This window comes from Polynucleobacter sp. 78F-HAINBA, from assembly GCF_018882325.1.
Taxonomy (GTDB): Bacteria; Pseudomonadota; Gammaproteobacteria; order Burkholderiales; family Burkholderiaceae; genus Polynucleobacter.
In genome coordinates this window covers 1-16,371 of sequence record NZ_JACVOQ010000005.1, presented here as the reverse complement: position 1 = coordinate 16,371, position 16,371 = coordinate 1, and the positions used below count along the sequence as shown (strand labels likewise).

22 protein-coding genes are annotated in these 16,371 nt (G+C 45.9%); 14 read left to right on the top strand and 8 right to left on the bottom strand.

Translation table 11 applies throughout. The features are described from left to right. Positions 1-20: 20 nt before the first annotated feature. The 4 genes from mreC to rodA are packed head-to-tail and all read left to right on the top strand — an operon-like array spanning position 21 to position 4,520. On the top strand, positions 21-950 hold the full coding sequence (mreC, locus tag ICN11_RS06575; RefSeq protein ID WP_216229677.1) for a rod shape-determining protein MreC: 930 nt from the start codon (positions 21-23) through the stop codon (positions 948-950). After that, complete coding sequence (mreD, locus tag ICN11_RS06570; protein WP_216229676.1) at positions 947-1,471, top strand: rod shape-determining protein MreD; 525 nt, start codon at positions 947-949, stop codon at positions 1,469-1,471. Before mreC ends, mreD begins: the two co-directional genes overlap by 4 nt. A gap of 8 nt (positions 1,472-1,479) precedes the next feature. Next, the gene (gene mrdA / locus ICN11_RS06565) at positions 1,480-3,387 is read left to right on the top strand and encodes a penicillin-binding protein 2 (RefSeq protein ID WP_216229675.1); all 1,908 of its coding nucleotides are present in this window, start codon (positions 1,480-1,482) and stop codon (positions 3,385-3,387) included. After that, entirely contained in the window at positions 3,369-4,520 is a 1,152-nt protein-coding gene (gene rodA, locus ICN11_RS06560) for a rod shape-determining protein RodA (protein WP_216229674.1), read from the top strand. Before mrdA ends, rodA begins: the two co-directional genes overlap by 19 nt. A gap of 92 nt (positions 4,521-4,612) precedes the next feature. Here rodA and ICN11_RS06555 read toward each other — a convergent pair whose 3' ends face one another. Both ICN11_RS06555 and ICN11_RS06550 read right to left on the bottom strand, forming a co-directional pair. After that, a complete protein-coding gene (locus ICN11_RS06555; RefSeq protein WP_143742185.1) occupies positions 4,613-4,933 on the bottom strand; it encodes an HU family DNA-binding protein in 321 nt (106 codons plus the stop codon). Positions 4,934-5,010: 77 nt separating this feature from the next. Continuing rightward, the gene (locus tag ICN11_RS06550) at positions 5,011-5,376 is read right to left on the bottom strand and encodes a hypothetical protein (protein WP_216178684.1); all 366 of its coding nucleotides are present in this window, start codon (positions 5,374-5,376) and stop codon (positions 5,011-5,013) included. A 162-nt stretch (positions 5,377-5,538) separates the two neighbouring features. Between ICN11_RS06550 and ICN11_RS06545 the strand changes: the two genes are divergently transcribed. Then, positions 5,539-6,441 carry an aspartyl/asparaginyl beta-hydroxylase domain-containing protein gene (locus ICN11_RS06545; RefSeq protein ID WP_216229673.1) on the top strand — a complete coding sequence of 301 codons (903 nt, stop codon included), beginning with the start codon at positions 5,539-5,541 and terminating at the stop codon, positions 6,439-6,441. 4 nt (positions 6,442-6,445) lie between these two features. Here the strand turns inward: ICN11_RS06545 and ICN11_RS06540 are convergent, their stop codons facing one another. Further along, entirely contained in the window at positions 6,446-6,742 is a 297-nt protein-coding gene (locus ICN11_RS06540; RefSeq protein ID WP_216229672.1) for a DUF167 domain-containing protein, read from the bottom strand. Between the two features lie 22 nt (positions 6,743-6,764). On the opposite strand from ICN11_RS06540, the gene can reads away from it, so the two are divergent. Genes can through ICN11_RS06510 form a run of 6 tightly spaced genes read left to right on the top strand, consistent with a single transcriptional unit; the run spans position 6,765 to position 12,994 of the window. Continuing rightward, entirely contained in the window at positions 6,765-7,430 is a 666-nt protein-coding gene (gene can / locus ICN11_RS06535) for a carbonate dehydratase (protein ID WP_216229671.1), read from the top strand. 8 nt (positions 7,431-7,438) lie between these two features. After that, the gene (locus ICN11_RS06530) at positions 7,439-8,326 is read left to right on the top strand and encodes a lipid A biosynthesis acyltransferase (protein ID WP_216229670.1); all 888 of its coding nucleotides are present in this window, start codon (positions 7,439-7,441) and stop codon (positions 8,324-8,326) included. A gap of 38 nt (positions 8,327-8,364) precedes the next feature. After that, positions 8,365-9,117 (top strand): metallophosphoesterase, encoded by a 753-nt coding sequence (locus ICN11_RS06525; protein WP_216229669.1) that lies wholly within the window; start codon positions 8,365-8,367, stop codon positions 9,115-9,117. Between the two features lie 7 nt (positions 9,118-9,124). Next, positions 9,125-10,543, top strand: coding sequence for a protein kinase (locus ICN11_RS06520; protein ID WP_216229668.1), 1,419 nt, complete (start codon positions 9,125-9,127; stop codon positions 10,541-10,543). A 33-nt stretch (positions 10,544-10,576) separates the two neighbouring features. After that, complete coding sequence (locus ICN11_RS06515; protein WP_216229833.1) at positions 10,577-11,314, top strand: pseudouridine synthase; 738 nt, start codon at positions 10,577-10,579, stop codon at positions 11,312-11,314. 60 nt (positions 11,315-11,374) lie between these two features. Then, complete coding sequence (locus ICN11_RS06510) at positions 11,375-12,994, top strand: peptide chain release factor 3 (RefSeq protein ID WP_370623614.1); 1,620 nt, start codon at positions 11,375-11,377, stop codon at positions 12,992-12,994. 2 nt (positions 12,995-12,996) lie between these two features. Here the strand turns inward: ICN11_RS06510 and ICN11_RS06505 are convergent, their stop codons facing one another. Together ICN11_RS06505 and ICN11_RS06500 are read right to left on the bottom strand one after the other, a co-directional pair. After that, positions 12,997-13,245, bottom strand: coding sequence for a hypothetical protein (locus ICN11_RS06505; protein WP_216229667.1), 249 nt, complete (start codon positions 13,243-13,245; stop codon positions 12,997-12,999). Positions 13,246-13,280: 35 nt separating this feature from the next. Then, a complete protein-coding gene (locus ICN11_RS06500) occupies positions 13,281-13,508 on the bottom strand; it encodes a DUF2798 domain-containing protein (protein ID WP_216229666.1) in 228 nt (75 codons plus the stop codon). 168 nt (positions 13,509-13,676) lie between these two features. Here ICN11_RS06500 and ICN11_RS06495 point away from each other — a divergent pair, with 168 nt between their 5' ends. Genes ICN11_RS06495 through ICN11_RS06485 form a run of 3 tightly spaced genes read left to right on the top strand, consistent with a single transcriptional unit; the run spans position 13,677 to position 15,068 of the window. Continuing rightward, positions 13,677-13,841 (top strand): hypothetical protein, encoded by a 165-nt coding sequence (locus ICN11_RS06495; RefSeq protein WP_216229665.1) that lies wholly within the window; start codon positions 13,677-13,679, stop codon positions 13,839-13,841. Positions 13,842-13,894: 53 nt separating this feature from the next. Further along, positions 13,895-14,401 carry an MOSC domain-containing protein gene (locus ICN11_RS06490; RefSeq protein WP_255533047.1) on the top strand — a complete coding sequence of 169 codons (507 nt, stop codon included), beginning with the start codon at positions 13,895-13,897 and terminating at the stop codon, positions 14,399-14,401. A gap of 19 nt (positions 14,402-14,420) precedes the next feature. Further along, positions 14,421-15,068 carry a histidine phosphatase family protein gene (locus tag ICN11_RS06485; protein WP_216229664.1) on the top strand — a complete coding sequence of 216 codons (648 nt, stop codon included), beginning with the start codon at positions 14,421-14,423 and terminating at the stop codon, positions 15,066-15,068. Positions 15,069-15,113: 45 nt separating this feature from the next. Here the strand turns inward: ICN11_RS06485 and ICN11_RS06480 are convergent, their stop codons facing one another. From ICN11_RS06480 to ICN11_RS06470, 3 genes are all read right to left on the bottom strand, one after another. Further along, complete coding sequence (locus ICN11_RS06480) at positions 15,114-15,353, bottom strand: hypothetical protein (RefSeq protein WP_015422196.1); 240 nt, start codon at positions 15,351-15,353, stop codon at positions 15,114-15,116. 73 nt (positions 15,354-15,426) lie between these two features. Further along, positions 15,427-16,179: a transporter substrate-binding domain-containing protein gene (locus tag ICN11_RS06475; RefSeq protein ID WP_216229663.1), complete on the bottom strand. Its 753-nt coding sequence runs from the start codon at positions 16,177-16,179 to the stop codon at positions 15,427-15,429. A 96-nt stretch (positions 16,180-16,275) separates the two neighbouring features. Next, positions 16,276-16,371 (bottom strand): IS3 family transposase (locus ICN11_RS06470; protein WP_216123889.1); only part of this gene is annotated, 96 nt, incomplete at its 5' end.

Below are 16,371 nucleotides of genomic sequence, written 5' to 3'. Positions count from 1 at the left end.
CCTAAGCGTCGATTAGGGAATTGCAACATAGCGCTCCTCCTCTTTTCAGACAAGGCGTTCCGGCTTTAGTCAAACTGATTGTCTGTCTATCGATCAGCATCGCATTGATGTTGATCGATTTTCGCTTTAAAGCACTGGATCCGATTCGCAATAACGTAAATTGGTTATTGCGCCCGCTAGAGTATGTGATGATGATGCCGCGCAATGCCTATGAAGCGACATCAGAATACTTCACCAGTCGCGGAACGCTAGATAAAGAAAATCAAGAAATGAAAGTGCGCCAAGCAGAGCTCTCTTTGCTTGCCAACCAATCTGAATTTCTTCTTGTAGAAAATCAAAACCTACGTCAGCTAATGGATTTGCAAAAGCACTCTCCATTTAAAACATTGCCAGTAGAAATTTTATTCAATCCACCCAATCCAATTTCTCAGCGCATCGTGATTAATCGCGGCAGCGATGATGGCCTTAAGCTGGGCAACCCCATCGCAAATGACTCTGGCATCTTAGGTCAAGTGGTACGCATTTACGATCACTCTGCAGAAGTCTCATTACTTGAAGATCGTGACTTTGCAGTTCCAGTACAAGTCGCTCGCAATGGCTTAAGAGCAGCGGTATTTGGTGCGGGGCGTGGCAACCCACTTGAACTTCGCTACCTTCCGGTGGCCAGCGATTTAGAGGTGGGGGATGCACTCATTACCTCAGGCATTGATGGCATCTACCCGCCCGGCTTTGCGGTGGCGGTAATTAGCCGAATTGAACGTAATGCAGACAAAAACTCTTCAAATGTATTTTGCGTACCAGTTGCAGCAGTCAATCGCTACCGTCAGGCCTTAGCCCTGCTTTACGATCCACAGTGGGATGCAAAAGCATCCACCGCTACTAGCAAACCTGGTGCGCCACTGACCAACACTCCAGGTCGCCGTCAAACTCGTGCGCGAGGCATGCAATGATCGATTTTCAAAGCGGCTACATTCTGCGCCCGGTGAATCCGGTCTTTATTTATTTCAGCTTGTTTTGCGCCCTACTGCTAAACCTTCTGCCAATTGGTAATTACGGCTGGGTGCCAGACTGGCTCATTATTTGCATCGTGTTCTGGAATATCCATCAGCATCGCTATGTCGGCGTCATCATCGCCTTCATTCTCGGTCTATTGATGGATGTCCATAACTCGGACTTATTGGGGCTGCATGCATTTAGCTACTCATTAGTGGCTTACCTTGCCATCTCTTGGCATCGTCGCATCATTGCCTTAAATGTTTTAACGCAAGCCCTGCATCTTTTGCCCATCTTCTTATTAGTTTCCTTATTCCCAGTGCTGGCTCATTGGTTATTAAGTGGTGAGATACATTGGTGGGCCTTAACTGGTGCCATTCAAGCCCTGATTGAGGCATTGCTGTGGCCCGTGGCAACACGCATCTTGTTGTCACCTCAACGTCGCCCCATTGACGTTGATCACAATCGTCCAATTTAGAGAGCGGTATGGTTTCGTTCAAAAAACCAGATCTCGACTCGTTTCAAGAGCGCATTCATATTGCGACCCTATTTGTCACATTCTGCTTTTTATTATTAATTACACGGTTGGTGTGGCTACAGCTTGTGAGTCACGGCAAATATGCCTTATTGGCCGAAAATAACCGCATTGCTCTCGTGCCAGCTCCAGCTAATCGGGGTCTCCTGATAGATCGCAATGGCATTGTGATTGGCAGAAACTACTCAGCCTTGACCTTAGATGTGAATGCCGAAGAAGTTAAAGGAAATGTGGATGAACTTATCGACGAGCTGTCTCAAATTGTGCTGATTTCCCCGCGAGATCGCCGCAATTTCAAGCGTTCGCTGGAAGATTCTCGAAAAATGGGCACTTTTCCGCTCAGATCGATGCTCACCGAGGCTGAAACTGCTCGATTTATGGCTAATCGCTACAGATTCCCGGGGGTGGAGATCCGCGCCCGCAGCTTCAGAGAGTATCCATACAACGAATTAGCGTCGCATTTAATTGGCTATATCGGACGGGTTTCTCAAAGAGATAAAGAGAAGATGCAGGCGGAAATCGAGAACTCTAAAGTCGATGATCCGGATGCATTGCAGACTTCTTTCTTGCCGGGCATTCAGTACGTTGGGAAGATTGGTCTAGAGCAAAGTTATGAAGCGGTTCTTCGCGGCGTACCAGGATATGACCAAGTAGAAATTACAGCGGGCGGCAAGCCGGTGCGCACGCTTTCTAGCTCGCCTTCAATACCAGGCAAAAATGTGGTGTTGTCAGTGGATATCAAGCTGCAATACTTGGTTGAACAACTCTACGGAAATTTCCGCGGCGCATTCGTAGCGATTGAACCAGAGACTGGTGACATCTTGGCATTTGTATCCAAGCCAAACTTTAATCCAAATGATTTCGTGGAGGGCATTGATTCAGTGACATGGAAAGAGTTGAATGACTCCCCGCAAAAGCCACTATATAACCGCCCACTTAAAGGCATCTACCCACCGGGATCAACATACAAACCATTTATGGCGCTCGCAGCTTTAGAAACTAAAAAGCGCACACCGTCACAAACCATTTCAGATCCAGGTTATTTTGATTTTGGAAATCACACCTTCCGTGATGACAAAAAAGGTGGGCACGGTATTGTGGACATGCAAAAGTCCATTGTTGAATCTTGCGATACCTACTACTACATGTTGGCGCGCGATATGGGCGTCAACATGATGCATGACTTCATGAAACCATTTGGCTTTGGGCAAATTACCGGCATCGACTTACAAGGTGAATCCAAAGGTGTCCTGCCATCCACGGAGTGGAAGAAAAATACCTTCAAGAAACCAGAGCAGCAAAAATGGTATGAGGGCGAAACCATTTCTCTTGGCATTGGACAGGGCTACAACGCATTTACTATTTTGCAGTTGGCACATGCTATGGCAAACATGGCAAATAACGGCATCGTAATGAAACCACACTTGGTGAAAGCGATTGAAGATCCTTTCACAAGAAACCGCACCCTTACAACGCCAAAAGAAAGTTATCGCATCGATCTTGTTCCAGAGAACGTTGAGGTGATCAAGAAGGCTATGGTTGAAGTGAACAACTCTGGAACCTCTGCCTCAGTTTTTAAAGGTACGGGCTATCAAGTTGGCGGCAAGACAGGGACAGCGCAAGTATTTAGTTTGAACTCGAAAGAGTACAAGCACGGATCTACTGCAGAATTTTTACGCGACCACGCTTTATACATTGCTTTTGCTCCCGCAGAAAAGCCAACTATCGTGATTGCAATGGTCGTTGAGAACGCAGGATTTGGTGCGCAACATGCCGCACCGATTGCGCGCAAAGCGTTAGATTTTTATCTTGAAGGTAAATGGCCAAAGGAGATTCCTGAATGGAAAAGAGCGCCATAAGTAAAACCAAGAAAATATTTCTGAGTATTTTTAGCGGACTTGATCGCCAGCTAGGTCTTATTTTACTTGGCTTAGCGGGGGTTGGATTTATTACCTTCTTGTCTGCAAGTCAGAATACGCCTGTACGGTTTGAAGATGAATTGCGTAACTTGGCACTCTCATTTGCAGTGATGTGGATCGTTTCTCGTATTCCGCCAAAGTGGTTAGAGATGGCGGCAGTATGGGTTTATGGGATTGGAGTTGCGTTACTAATAGCGGTTGCTGCATTTGGATTAATTAAAAAGGGTGCGCGACGTTGGCTGAACATTGGGTTCGTAATTCAGCCATCAGAGCTCATGAAAATTGCCATGCCATTGATGTTGGCCTGGTACTTTCAGAAACGTGAAGGCATCCAAAAATCGTGGGACTATGGAGTGGCAGCGATCATCCTCGCTATTCCGGTATTCCTCATTGCACGCCAGCCCGATCTAGGAACAGCACTCTTAGTTTTCGCTGCAGGCATGTATGTGATTATTTTAGCGGGACTACCGTGGAAATGGATTCTGCCATTTGTAGGCCTCGGCGCTTTTGGCATTATCTTGATCATTATTTTTGGCAATATGATTTGTGCGCATGATGTTGTTTGGCCACTGGTCCATAACTACCAAAAACATCGGGTCTGCACTTTGCTCGATCCAAGTAGCGATCCTCTCGGCAAAGGCTTTCATACAATTCAATCCATGATTGCAATTGGCTCGGGTGGATTTTTCGGCAAAGGCTGGTTTCAGGGTACGCAAGCGCATCTTGAATTTATTCCAGAAAAACATACCGACTTTATCTTTGCGGTTTTTTCTGAAGAATTTGGTCTTCTAGGCAACTTGGTCTTGCTAGCACTTTTCTTCGCCCTGATTAAACGAGGCCTAGCCATCTCCGCCAGCGCGCCCAATCTTTTTACACGACTACTAGGTGCATCGGTCACACTGATTTTCTTTACCTACGCATTTGTGAATATCGGCATGGTAAGCGGTCTATTGCCCGTTGTTGGCGTGCCATTGCCCTTCATCAGTTACGGAGGTACTGCCTTAGTAACACTGGGGTTTGGTGCCGGCATTTTGATGAGCATTCATCGCCACCGACGTTTAGTGCAAAGTTAAAAATCAGATTAGGCGATCGCTCAAGATTCCAGCGCTATCTCTAGAAACAAAAAAGCCCGGCATGCCGGGCTTTTTCATCAACAAAGCAAGAATTACTTCTTACGCTTGTTAACTGAATCTTTAAATGCTTTACCAGCAGAAAACTTAACAGTTTTAGCAGCAGCAATTTTGAGTGGCTCGCCAGTTTTTGGGTTACGGCCCATACGTGCAGCGCGCTTACCAGAAGCAAAAGTACCGAAACCGATCAGTTGTACTGAGTCGCCTTTAGTAACAGCTTTAATGATTTGCTCAATAGCAGAATTCAATGCAAATTCAGCTTTGGCTTTTGAGATCTCAGCGTCGTCAGCAATCGCTGCGATTAGTTCTGCTTTGTTCAAGTGAAGCTCCTTATAGATATTGATGTCAGCGCACAGTGCGCTTACATGATTTTAACCACAAAAAATTACAAAAATAAAGCTGCGTCACAGCAAATTTTTTTATTGCTGCTTTTTTACTCTTCTATAACTGTCACATCGGACACAAAATACTCGGTATCGCCAAAACAGCTTGTAGGCAATCCAATGTGCTGATCATATTTAAGGGCAACTTTTTTACCCAAATTCGCATTAATTTTTTGCGCCACAGCATCTTCACGAACCGTAAAGAGGAATTTTTCTGACATGGTTCCTGGCATGGAAACCATGGCTAATTCGCCTTCCCAGGTTTTACATACATAACCACGGTTAGAGAATTTCTGGACGTAGCCGGCACGCTCACCGCTGCCATAGCTCCAATTGAGCATAATCCAGGTATAAGCCGCTAAACCGGCTAAGCCAATCAATACAAGGCTTAAAAGCCATTTTACGAATCCATTCATGTGGTTTTCCTTAACAAATCATCTCTGCAGCCCTAAATAGGTGCATTCATAGCGGTCCATTTGACCCCAATCAACATTTGAGCATATTCATTACAAAAATAGGGATGAAATGGCACTCCATACAAATTAAAATACTAGCGTTAACGCTAACTGGTAAATCTTATGGAATTACGTCACATCGTCTTTTTGATCTTTGTTGTCTCGGCTGTTTATGTCTACTTCAGGGGTAAGGTTCGATTTGGCTTAGTGCGCTCACTAACGGACTATCAAGTTCTTTTGGCGCCAGTTAATACTCTCCTTTATTTATTCTCAAAAACTAAGGCTGGGGCATTTATTCCAGTTGCAGACTTTCCAGAGATGAAACCCCTTCAAGATAATTGGCAGATCATCCGCGATGAAGCGCTTGCTTTAAATGCAGATGGTGCAATTGCTGCTGCTACGGGATATAACGATATTGGGTTTAACTCCTTTTTCCGGACAGGCTGGAAACGTTTTCACCTCTATTGGTATGGCAAAGAAATGCCATCCGCACAACTCCAGTGCCCTAAAACCGTTGCCCTCCTCAAATCGATCCCCTCGATCAAGGCTGCGATGTTTGCCTCCCTACCCCCTGGGGCAACGCTTGTACGCCATAGAGACCCTTATGCAGGCTCACTGCGCTATCACATTGGCCTTGTCACCCCAAACAATCCAAAGTGCTTTATCGATGTTGATGGGGAGCGTTATTTCTGGAAAGATGGCGAACCAGTGATGTTTGATGAAACTTACATTCACTACGCCGCCAATGAGACGGATCATCAGCGCATTGTCTTGTTTTGCGATGTCGAACGGCCTGTTCACACTAAATTGGTGCAATTATTCAATCACTGCTTTGGTCGCTACGTGATGAGCGCAGCCTCTTCTCAGAATGTTGAGGGGGAGAAGGTAGGATTTGTAAACATTCTCTTTAAGTACTTTTATCACTTGAGAGCGCAAGCAAAGAAGCTGAAGGCAAAACACCGCCGTGTTTATTACATCGGAAAATGGGTTTTGATTTTAGGAATCCTCTGGGCCATCTTTTGGTAAATCCTTAAGGACTTAAAGCTTCAACAATCTGCTCTGGGGTGATTGAGCCCCAGATTTCCAGCCGCTTTACACGGCTATTTTGTCCCGATAAGAGCTGAATTTGTTTTTGGGGCACCCTTAATCGCTTGGAAAGCCAGGACAACAACATCTCATTCGCCCTATTTTCCAAGGCCGGAGCCTGAAGGGATATCTTGAGGCAGCCATCATGAAGGCCAACCACCTTGGTTAGCTTTGCGCCCGGCTGGCAATGTAAATTAAGAACAATGCCAGTGGGGGTTTGTTTTAACCAAATAGGCATCATTAAAGTACTTTAAACTCAAAACATGATTATGAAGAACTCCAGCGCCTTAGACCAGCTATTTGCCAATAATCGCGAATGGGCAGAGGCGATGATCGCTAAAGATGCTAATTTTTTTAAGCGCCTAGTTTCTCAGCAGGCGCCAGAATATCTTTGGATTGGCTGCTCAGATAGCCGCGTACCTGCAAATGACATTGTTAACCTGCTGCCAGGCGAACTCTTTGTGCATCGTAATGTTGCCAATGTGGTGGTTCACACTGATCTGAACTGCTTATCCGTAATCCAATTTGCCATTGATCTCTTAAAGGTCAAACACATTTTGGTAGTGGGTCATTATGGCTGCTCTGGTGTACATGCCGCCTTAACTGACAGACGCGTTGGGCTTGCTGACAATTGGTTGCGCCATGTTAAGGATGTGCATCAAAAGCATGAGCGCTATCTTGGCGAAGTTATTCCAACTGCAAAACGACAGGATCGTTTGTGCGAACTCAATGTTATCGAGCAAGTGGTGAACGTTTGCGAAACCACCATCGTTCAAGATGCATGGGCAAGAGGACAAGATCTAACGGTGCATGGCTGGGCTTATCGCCTTGAGACTGGCTTAGTAAATGATTTGGGCATGTCGATTAGCTCTACCGAAGAAATGAATGTGCGCTACGCTAAATCTTTATCACGCTACGACGCCGAATAAATTGAGTTTTGTTTAAAAACTTTTCAAATAATTCTGGCGTAGCGCTACTTCGATTTCTGGTATCGCTTCCCTACAAGACCCTCGTATCGATTGGCTATGGACTGGGATACCTGGCAGCACTTATTCCCAGCGATCGAAATCGAGTAGTTCAAAAAAATTTAGAACTGTGCTTTCCTGAACTAAATTCGGGCGAAATTAACGAGCTTAGAAAACAACATTGGCAGCTGCTCGGCCGCAGCCTGGTAGAGAAAAGCATTATTTGGCTTGGAACTAAAAAACAGCTCGATGACATGATCGAAGTTCGATCAGAGATCGACCTGAGCGATAGAAAGCCACGCATCTTAGTAAATATGCATTTTATTGGCATTGAAGGCGGCATTATTTTGAGTGCGCTTGCTCACGACAGGGGCTGGCCACGAACTTCGGGGTTTTTTCAAAGAATGAAAAGCCCTTTCTTTAATAGAAAAATTATTGAGTGGCGCAATCGCTTTGGTGGAAATTCTATTGATCGCCAAGGAAACTCTCTTGAGCTCATCCGAGAAATTCGGAGGGGGAGCTTCATTATCATTGCGCCTGATATCGATTTAGGCCTCAAGGACTCAACCTTCGTTCCCTTTTTTAATATTCAAACCAATACGATTACAGCTGTATCACGCCTCGCCAAAATCACTGGTGCGGAAGTCTGCATGATGATTACGACGCTAAAAAAGAATGGGGCTGGTTATGTTTGTACGATTAGCAAACCGCTTGAGAATTTTCCAACCGAGGACCCGCAAGCAGATACCGCACGCTTAAACCAAATTTTTGAACGTGAGATTAGGCTCAGGCCCGCTGAGTACTATTGGGTTCATAAGCGTTTTAAAAACAGGCCATTTAACGAAGCTGGGCCTTATTAACCCTTCTTCTCGCAGCGCTTTTGTCCTATCATTAAAGGATGACTGAACGTATTGGGCTATTTGCCGATCTACATAGCAATTTAGAGGCATTCGATGCTTGCATGGAGCAGGCCAAAGATTTGGGTGTTACCCGCATGGTTTTTTTAGGCGATCTTGTTGGTTACAACGCGGATCCTGGCGCTCTGATTGATCGTATTGGAGAAATGGTTGCCAATAACAAGGCGATTGCCGTTCTAGGCAATCATGACCAAGCAGTCTTTGAAGACCATAGCCATCAAATGAATGCGAGTGCGAATGCCGCAATTGAGTGGACTAAATCCCAACTTAACGCTACTCAAGTGCAATTCTTAAAAGACTTGCCATTAATGATTCAAGAAGATGCGATGTGTTTTGTTCATGCATCGGCACACAATCCAGGAGACTGGAATTACATCACTGACAGCATGAGCGCCTGGCGCTGTGTTCAAAACTCTGGCAAGACATATACGTTTGTCGGCCATGCTCACGAGCAAGCGCTCTTTTATCAAAGTGCCGTTGGTAAATTAATTCGTTTTGCCCCACATCCTGGTGACGAAGTTCCAGTAATGCGCCATCGTCAATGGGTCGGAGTGGTTGGCTCGCTTGGTCAACCGCGAGATGGAAATCCTGAGGCTTGCTTTGCTGTTTTCGAGCCAGAGTTAGAAGTACTCACTTTTCATCGCACTCCTTACGATCAATTTACAGCAGCGGATAAAGTGCGCCGCGCTGGATTGCCGGAAGATCTTGCCAACCGCCTAATCACGGGCAAATAATTACCTTATGTCGATTAATACTGATATTGAAGCAGTTGATGAGATTTTCCAAGAAGGCAAAGTAGTTGATGGATTTGTCTTGGGGACAGAAGTTCATCGTGGTGGCATGGCCAGCTTGTACTCGGCAACCAAAGAGGGGATTGATGTTCCCATACTTCTCAAAATACCTAGAGTAGGTCGTGATCAGCCTGTTGAAAGCCTCATTGGTTTTGAGACTGAACTTACTATTCTGCGCTCGCTCAAGAGCCCCTATGTTCCGAAATATCTTGGCTCCGGCAACATGGCTACGCGCCCCTATATTGCAATGGAGCGCGTCGAAGGGCGACCGCTTGAAGACCTCATCAAAGAAGGTAAAGTTTTTACGATTGATGAGGTGGTAAAGATTGGCGCTGACCTAGCACAAGCGGTGCAATCCCTTCATTCGCAAGATGCTATTCATTTAGACATCAAGCCAGAAAATATTCTGATTGACGATAAGGGCAAGCTAACCTTAATTGACTTTGGCTTATCGCATCATGCGCGCTTTCCCGACTTACTTGCAGAAGAAATGCGCAAGGGAATTGGCTCTGCGCCATACATTTCGCCAGAGCAAGTTACTGGAATTCGCTCTGACTATCGCAGTGATATTTTTTCTATCGGCGTGATTATGTACGAGCTGCTAACGGGTGAACTACCTTTTGGCAACCCACAGTCGATGAGTGGCCTACGAAAACGAATGTGGGCGCAGGCATTTCCTCCCAGAGCCATTCGTAAAGAAATCCCACGCTGGTTACAGGAAATTGTTTTGCGCTGCCTAGAGCCGCGCGCAGCAGATCGATATCAAAGTGCCACACGTCTCCGTCAAGTCTTGCGTGACCATGAAAGCGTCACCCTTACAGAGCGCGCTGACCGAGTTGATCCCCTGAGCTTTTGGGAAAATCTCAAACGCATGTTCCGCGCAGCAGGTTACGAACCCTCCCCAAGCCCGCGCCCTAGCGTCGGAAATTATGACGCGCCATTAATGATTGCAGCGATTGATACACGCCAATCAGATGAAGACTTGCGTGAGCGCATGCAAACAACCGCGAAGAATTTATTGCAGGCTTATCCCGAAAGTCGCCTTGTATGTCTCAGCACCATTGCGAGCACACCAACTTTTGAAGGCAATCAAGAAAGTGAAACTGCTAGCGGTATTGTGCGAGGTCATCTTGTGCAGCTCATGGAATGGGCTAAACCATTGAAGTTGCCGCCTGAACGGATTTCATATCACGTGCTAGAGGCACTAGATCCAGCAAGTCGCATTGTGGAATTTGCTAAAGACAATGATGCCTCCCTAATTTTGATTGGGGCATCCCACAAGCCGCCAAACAAAGTAACGCCATGGCGGACCTCCATGACAAAGATTGTTGAAGAGGCCCCTTGCAGCGTGCATATTGTCAGAACCTAGTCTATGTTTGGGCAATTGCCCGATAATATGGCTATGGAAGAAAAAATTCGTGTCTCCAAGCTGCTCTCTGAATTAGGTCTGTGCTCTCGTCGTGAGGCTGACTCCTATATTGAGCAGGGCCTGGTAACCGTTGATGGTGAGGTAGTGAATGAGCTGGGCTCACGGGCTTTTCGTAGCCAAAAGATTGAATTGCAGTCTGGGGCCAAAGCTCAACAGGCCTCTCGGATTACGGTCATTCTGAATAAACCTGTTGGCTTTATCTCTCATTACGATGATGAGCAAGAGTACCAACCGGCTGCCTCGCTGATCACTCCAGACAATTACTTTCCTAGTCCGTTGGATAAGGGGCGCAACCCACGCTTTAATACCCGCGGCTTAGCACCTGCAGGTCGCCTCGATATCGACTCCACTGGCATGCTGGTGTTAACCCAAGATGGTCGTATTGCCAAACTCCTCATCGGCGAAAATAGTCCGATCGAGAAAGAGTATTTGGTTCGAGTTGAAGGCGCCCTCTCTTTTGAAGATCTAGATCGACTAAAACATGGTCTGGAGCTAGATGGCGTTGTTTTAAAGCCAGCTCAAGTCAGCTGGCAGAACGAAGACCAGCTGCGTTTTGTTCTGAAAGAGGGTCGCAAGCGTCAAATTCGTCGCATGTGCGAAATGGTTGGCCTGAGAGTTCTAGGTCTAAAACGTGTTCGTATGGGCAGAATTTCTCTGGGCGCCCTACCTCCTGGAAAGTGGCGTTTTGTAAGACCTGAAGAGCAATTCTAAGAAGCTCGGCACGCTTATAATTCTGTCAATTAGATTAAGCGCAGAATTACCATCGATACCATCACCTCCAGCACTCCCGGCGCAGAAGTTTTAAGACGTCGCAGCTTTGCCATCATCTCTCACCCGGATGCTGGAAAGACCACGCTTACCGAAAAACTTTTGTTATACGCGGGAGCTATTCAGATTGCTGGAAGCGTCAAGGCCCGCAAAGCGAGTCGTCACGCGACCTCTGACTGGATGGAGATTGAGAAGCAACGTGGTATTTCGGTTGCGAGCTCGGTCATGCAAATGGAATACCGTGATTGCATTATTAATCTTCTCGATACCCCGGGGCACCAAGATTTCTCTGAAGACACCTACCGCGTACTGACTGCCGTTGACTCTGCACTCATGGTGATTGATGCCGCAAATGGCGTTGAATCACAGACCTTGCGCTTGCTTGAAGTCTGCCGCGCACGCAACACGCCAATCGTGACCTTCATTAATAAAATGGATCGCGAAGTAAAGCCCCCCATGGAACTCATGGATGAGATTGAAACTGCGCTAGGCATCGAGGTAGTCCCTTTTACTTGGCCTGTAGGCATGGGTAAATCATTTGCCGGTGTGATTGATATCGCCAACTCACAAATGCGTATGTTCAAGGCGGGCGAAGATCGTGTGACTGAAGATTCGCATGCAATTATTGATGTCAATGATCCTGCTCTGAAAGAGCGCCTAGGCACTGATCTCGAAAATGCACTTGCAGAAGTGGATCTCATTAAAAACGCGATGCCTGCGTTTGACCGAGAAGCCTTTTTGGCCGGTCGTCAATCGCCAGTATTCTTTGGCTCAGCTATTAATAATTTTGGTGTACGAGAAATTCTCAATACCTTAGTTGAGCTTGCTCCATCACCGGGATCACGCAAAGCTTTGCAACGAGAAGTCAGTCCCGCTGAAAATAAATTCTCTGCAGTGGTGTTTAAGATTCAAGCGAATATGGACCCAGCGCATCGAGATCGCGTTGCCTTCTTGCGTATATGTTCTGGGCATTTCCAGCGCGGCATGAAGTTGAAGATTTGTCGAAATGGAAAAGAAGTGCGCACCAATAATGCACTGTCTTTCTTGTCGCAACGTCGCGATATTTTGGATGAGGCCTTCCCTGGCGACATCATTGGACTACCAAATCACGGCCTTCTGAGACTGGGTGACACACTCACAGAAGGTGAGCAATTGCAATTCACAGGCTTGCCATTTTTTGCCCCAGAAATTTTCCGCATGGTCGAATCCGCCGATCCATTACGCTCTAAGCAATTACGCACAGGCTTAATGCAGCTTGGCGAAGAAGGTGCAATTCAAGTATTCCGCCCTATGACTGGCGGCACCATGCTCCTGGGCGCCTTTGGACAGCTACAGTTTGAAGTGGTGAGCCATCGCCTTCAAACTGAGTATGGCGCCGAAGTTCGCTTACTGCCTGCACGCTATAACCTGGCTCGCTGGGTAAGCTCAGACGATCCTGTAGCACTTAAGAAATTCATACAAGAAAATATTCACCGCATGGCAGAGGATGTTGTCGGTGCTTCAGTATTTTTGGCTAGCCACAAATCAGAACTAGATGTTGCTCAACAGCGCTGGGAATCCATTCAATTCCATGCCCTGAGAGAGCATGCGGGCCTCATCTATCAATCAGACCTCGCTGGATAAATCTAGCGTGGGCTTGATTGCGGCCAATTGCAATCGAACACTGCAACTAACTGAGTATCGGTCTTCCTAAAAGACGCTGTCTTTCCATATTGCGCACAGTACGCATTGGCCTTGGGTGTTAGTGATGCAATGGATTCACCATCACTATTTAAAAAGGTGACGTGATTTGAATCTGATGCATCGGTATAAACAGCCGCGCAAGCACTCAAAAACAAAACCCCCAAAAACAAAACATATTTGAGATGCTTCATTTAAGCTCCCTTATTTAATAAGCGTATTAGCCTATTCATAGCTCAAGCCTCTTCACCAAGCTTGCAGTGAGTTTGCTAGCAAATGGTCGATAGATCAAAATACAGATAATCGCGACCGGATAGGCCACTGACCAAACCTCCAACCAAACCCATAAGAAATCTGGCGCAAGACCCACTCGTACAAAAGTCGTGGCCAATGTAATGCTCAAAGACATAAGCCCACCCATGATGGCGGCAAAAATCAGATTAGGAATATTCATCATGATCTAATCATAGCGCCTGGACTGCTTAACTGTTATTCTGATTTGTGATCACTATTCCGCGCCCTATATAGGGGAGTCTGCTGAGCAAGCTCAGAGGTTCATCATTCCAAGACTCTAGGAAAAAATATGGCTGTTGGCCAAAATCAAAGAAATAGAAAAAACGATCCCATGGTTAGTAAAACCGGCAAAGCTAAATTGGGCCCACTTACCGTCACTCAACTCAATAAATTACTTGAATCTAGCACCAAGCCAAAAGAAAAAGCAAAGATTCAGAGGGCTCTCAATAAGCGCCCTCCAGCGCCAGCAGCTATCGCTGAGCCTGTCGCAGCCTAAGTACTAAGCCCCAGAAATTACCGGGGCTTTTTCTTATGTAATATGCTCTCATCATGAAAGCACTCCCTCTGATTCACTCCATCTACATTGCCTCTCAAGCGGGCGAAACAATGGCACAGATTACACAAGCCAACATCGTTGCTGGCGAAGGAATTGTGGGGGATCGTTATGCGCTAGACAGAGGCGCATTCTCCAAAACTAAAATCAAGATACGTCACATCTCCATCATCGCCCTAGAGGGTGTGGAGGATGCTAATCATCAATTAATAGCTAAGCAGCAAATACCCTTTGGTGAAGGCGAGACTCGTAGAAACGTCATCATCAGCGACATTTCTGCGGATGAGCTCAACGATTTAGTTGGCAAGATTTTTTATTTGGGTGGTCTCGCATTTAGAGGTACCGAGTTGTGTGAGCCATGCCAACGACCAGCCAACTTACTGAAAAGACCAGATTTCATGAGCGCCTTTGAAAATAGGGGCGGCCTCAGGGCAGAGGCGTTAGAGTCTGGACAACTCACCCCTGGAGATCTTCTTCACCTTTCAGAGTCTGAAGAAAAGTAATTCAATTTAATATTGCAGTATGTCCACAACTAAACTCTGCCTCATTCGCCATGGCGAAACTTCTTGGAATGCCGAAAGGCGCTTGCAAGGGCACACCGATATTCCGCTTAATGCGACAGGCATGTTGCAGGCTCGCCAAATGGCGCAAGCACTTAAAGACATCAAACTCACATTTGATGTTCTGTACACCAGCGACCTCAAGAGAGCGGCTGACACCGCAAATGCTGTAGTTGAATTATTTGGTGTAGATGCACAAGTGGATAGCGAGCTACGAGAGCGGCATTTTGGCGCACTTCAAGGACTTTCAATTGGCGAGGCCCCATTGAAGCGTCCTGACATTTGGCAAGCACACACTGCTCGTGACTTAGAGCATGATCTTGAGGGCGGAGAAAGCATTCAGAAATTTGCATTGCGCGTACAAAATGCGCTGGATAAAATTCAAGCAAGGCATACTGGTAAAACTATTTTGATCGTTAGTCATGGCGGAACGCTCGATATGATGTATCGAATTGCTAGCAAGCAAGCCCTCAGTGCTGAAAGAATAGCTTCAGTACCAAATGCATCACTCAACTGGCTTACCCATAGTCAAGATAGTGGATGGGCGGTGGGGCAATGGGCCGACACTCGACACCTTGAGGGCCCCGCTCTAGAAAACGTTGACCTCTAAATAAAAAAGTCACCCGCGGGTGACTTTTGACTTTTCAGAAAAAGCTTACTTTCGGATGTGCGCATGACGAGCAGCATCTTGTGACATACCCTCACCTTTTGGCTTGCCTTCAAGCGCTTCTTTTTCAGCAGTAATTTCTTTGCGGCGTTCTTTGCAAGAACCGGCAATCTCTTGCAATGCTTTACGAGCTCTTGCAGCAGAAGCTTTAATGCCTTTTCCGTGAAACTTTTCATTCTCTGATTGATACGTTTCAAATGCAGCAATTAACTTGTCATGATGGGACATATTTTTCCTTATGAATAATTGAAATGATCAGCTTAAGATGCACTTTAACCCAATATATGAAAATCACTTCAATTTATTGTGTCCAGCGATTAATAATTGCCTTTAGCTTTTCTGGGCCCAGCTCAGAAAGGTATAAATTAAAGTCATCGCGTAATTTTGAGCCTTTTTTGAAGGCAAATCCCAGATTATCAAACCCGACCACTTGGTAACTACTGCTAACCGGAAGATTTAAAGATTTTTGATAATTAACCAGCATGACGTTGTCCACAAATACCAAATCTACATTGCCATTTTGCAGCGCAATGAGCGCCTCAGCGGGCGATGGATATAGCTTTACTTGGTCTACCGAGTAATATCCTTTTGGCTGCAATACGGTTTTTACGTAGTCATCAAATACGCTGCCAGTCGGATAAGCAATAGTGTATTTTTTTAACTGGGATAAATCCGTAATTTTGATATGGCGGTTTTTTAAGCCAATCAACTGCCAGGTGCTGGTGAAATAAGGATTAGAAAAATCCATCACCTCTTTACGCTTATCTGTAATAGAAATCCCAGAGAATGCAACATCAGCTTGGCCACTAGTCACCGCGCCCAACATACCCAGCCAATCATAAGCAGTCATTTTGAATGTGCAGCCCCTTGACTTGCAGTAGCCCTCAAATATCTCCAAGTCTATGCCTGTATATTTGCCATCTTTTTCAAATAGCATGGGGGGTATCGTTGGGGATACGGCAACCTTAATTACATTAGATTGCTCTTCCTTGGAACAAGCCCCAAGAACAAATAGGGTTGCTAACAATATGGAAATTAGGCGCGCTAGTTTCATGATGTATTCAGAATTAAATTGGATAAACGATCTTATCAAGATTTGAATGTAAAAAACCACCCGTATGAACTGACCCCCAGTAGTTGGACGGTTTAGTTAGGTTAGCACGAGGGATTGAGTTCGGTATTGCACCGGGCTCAATCCCTTTAGTTTTTGTTTGATTCGATCGTGGTTGTAGTAGTGGATGTATTC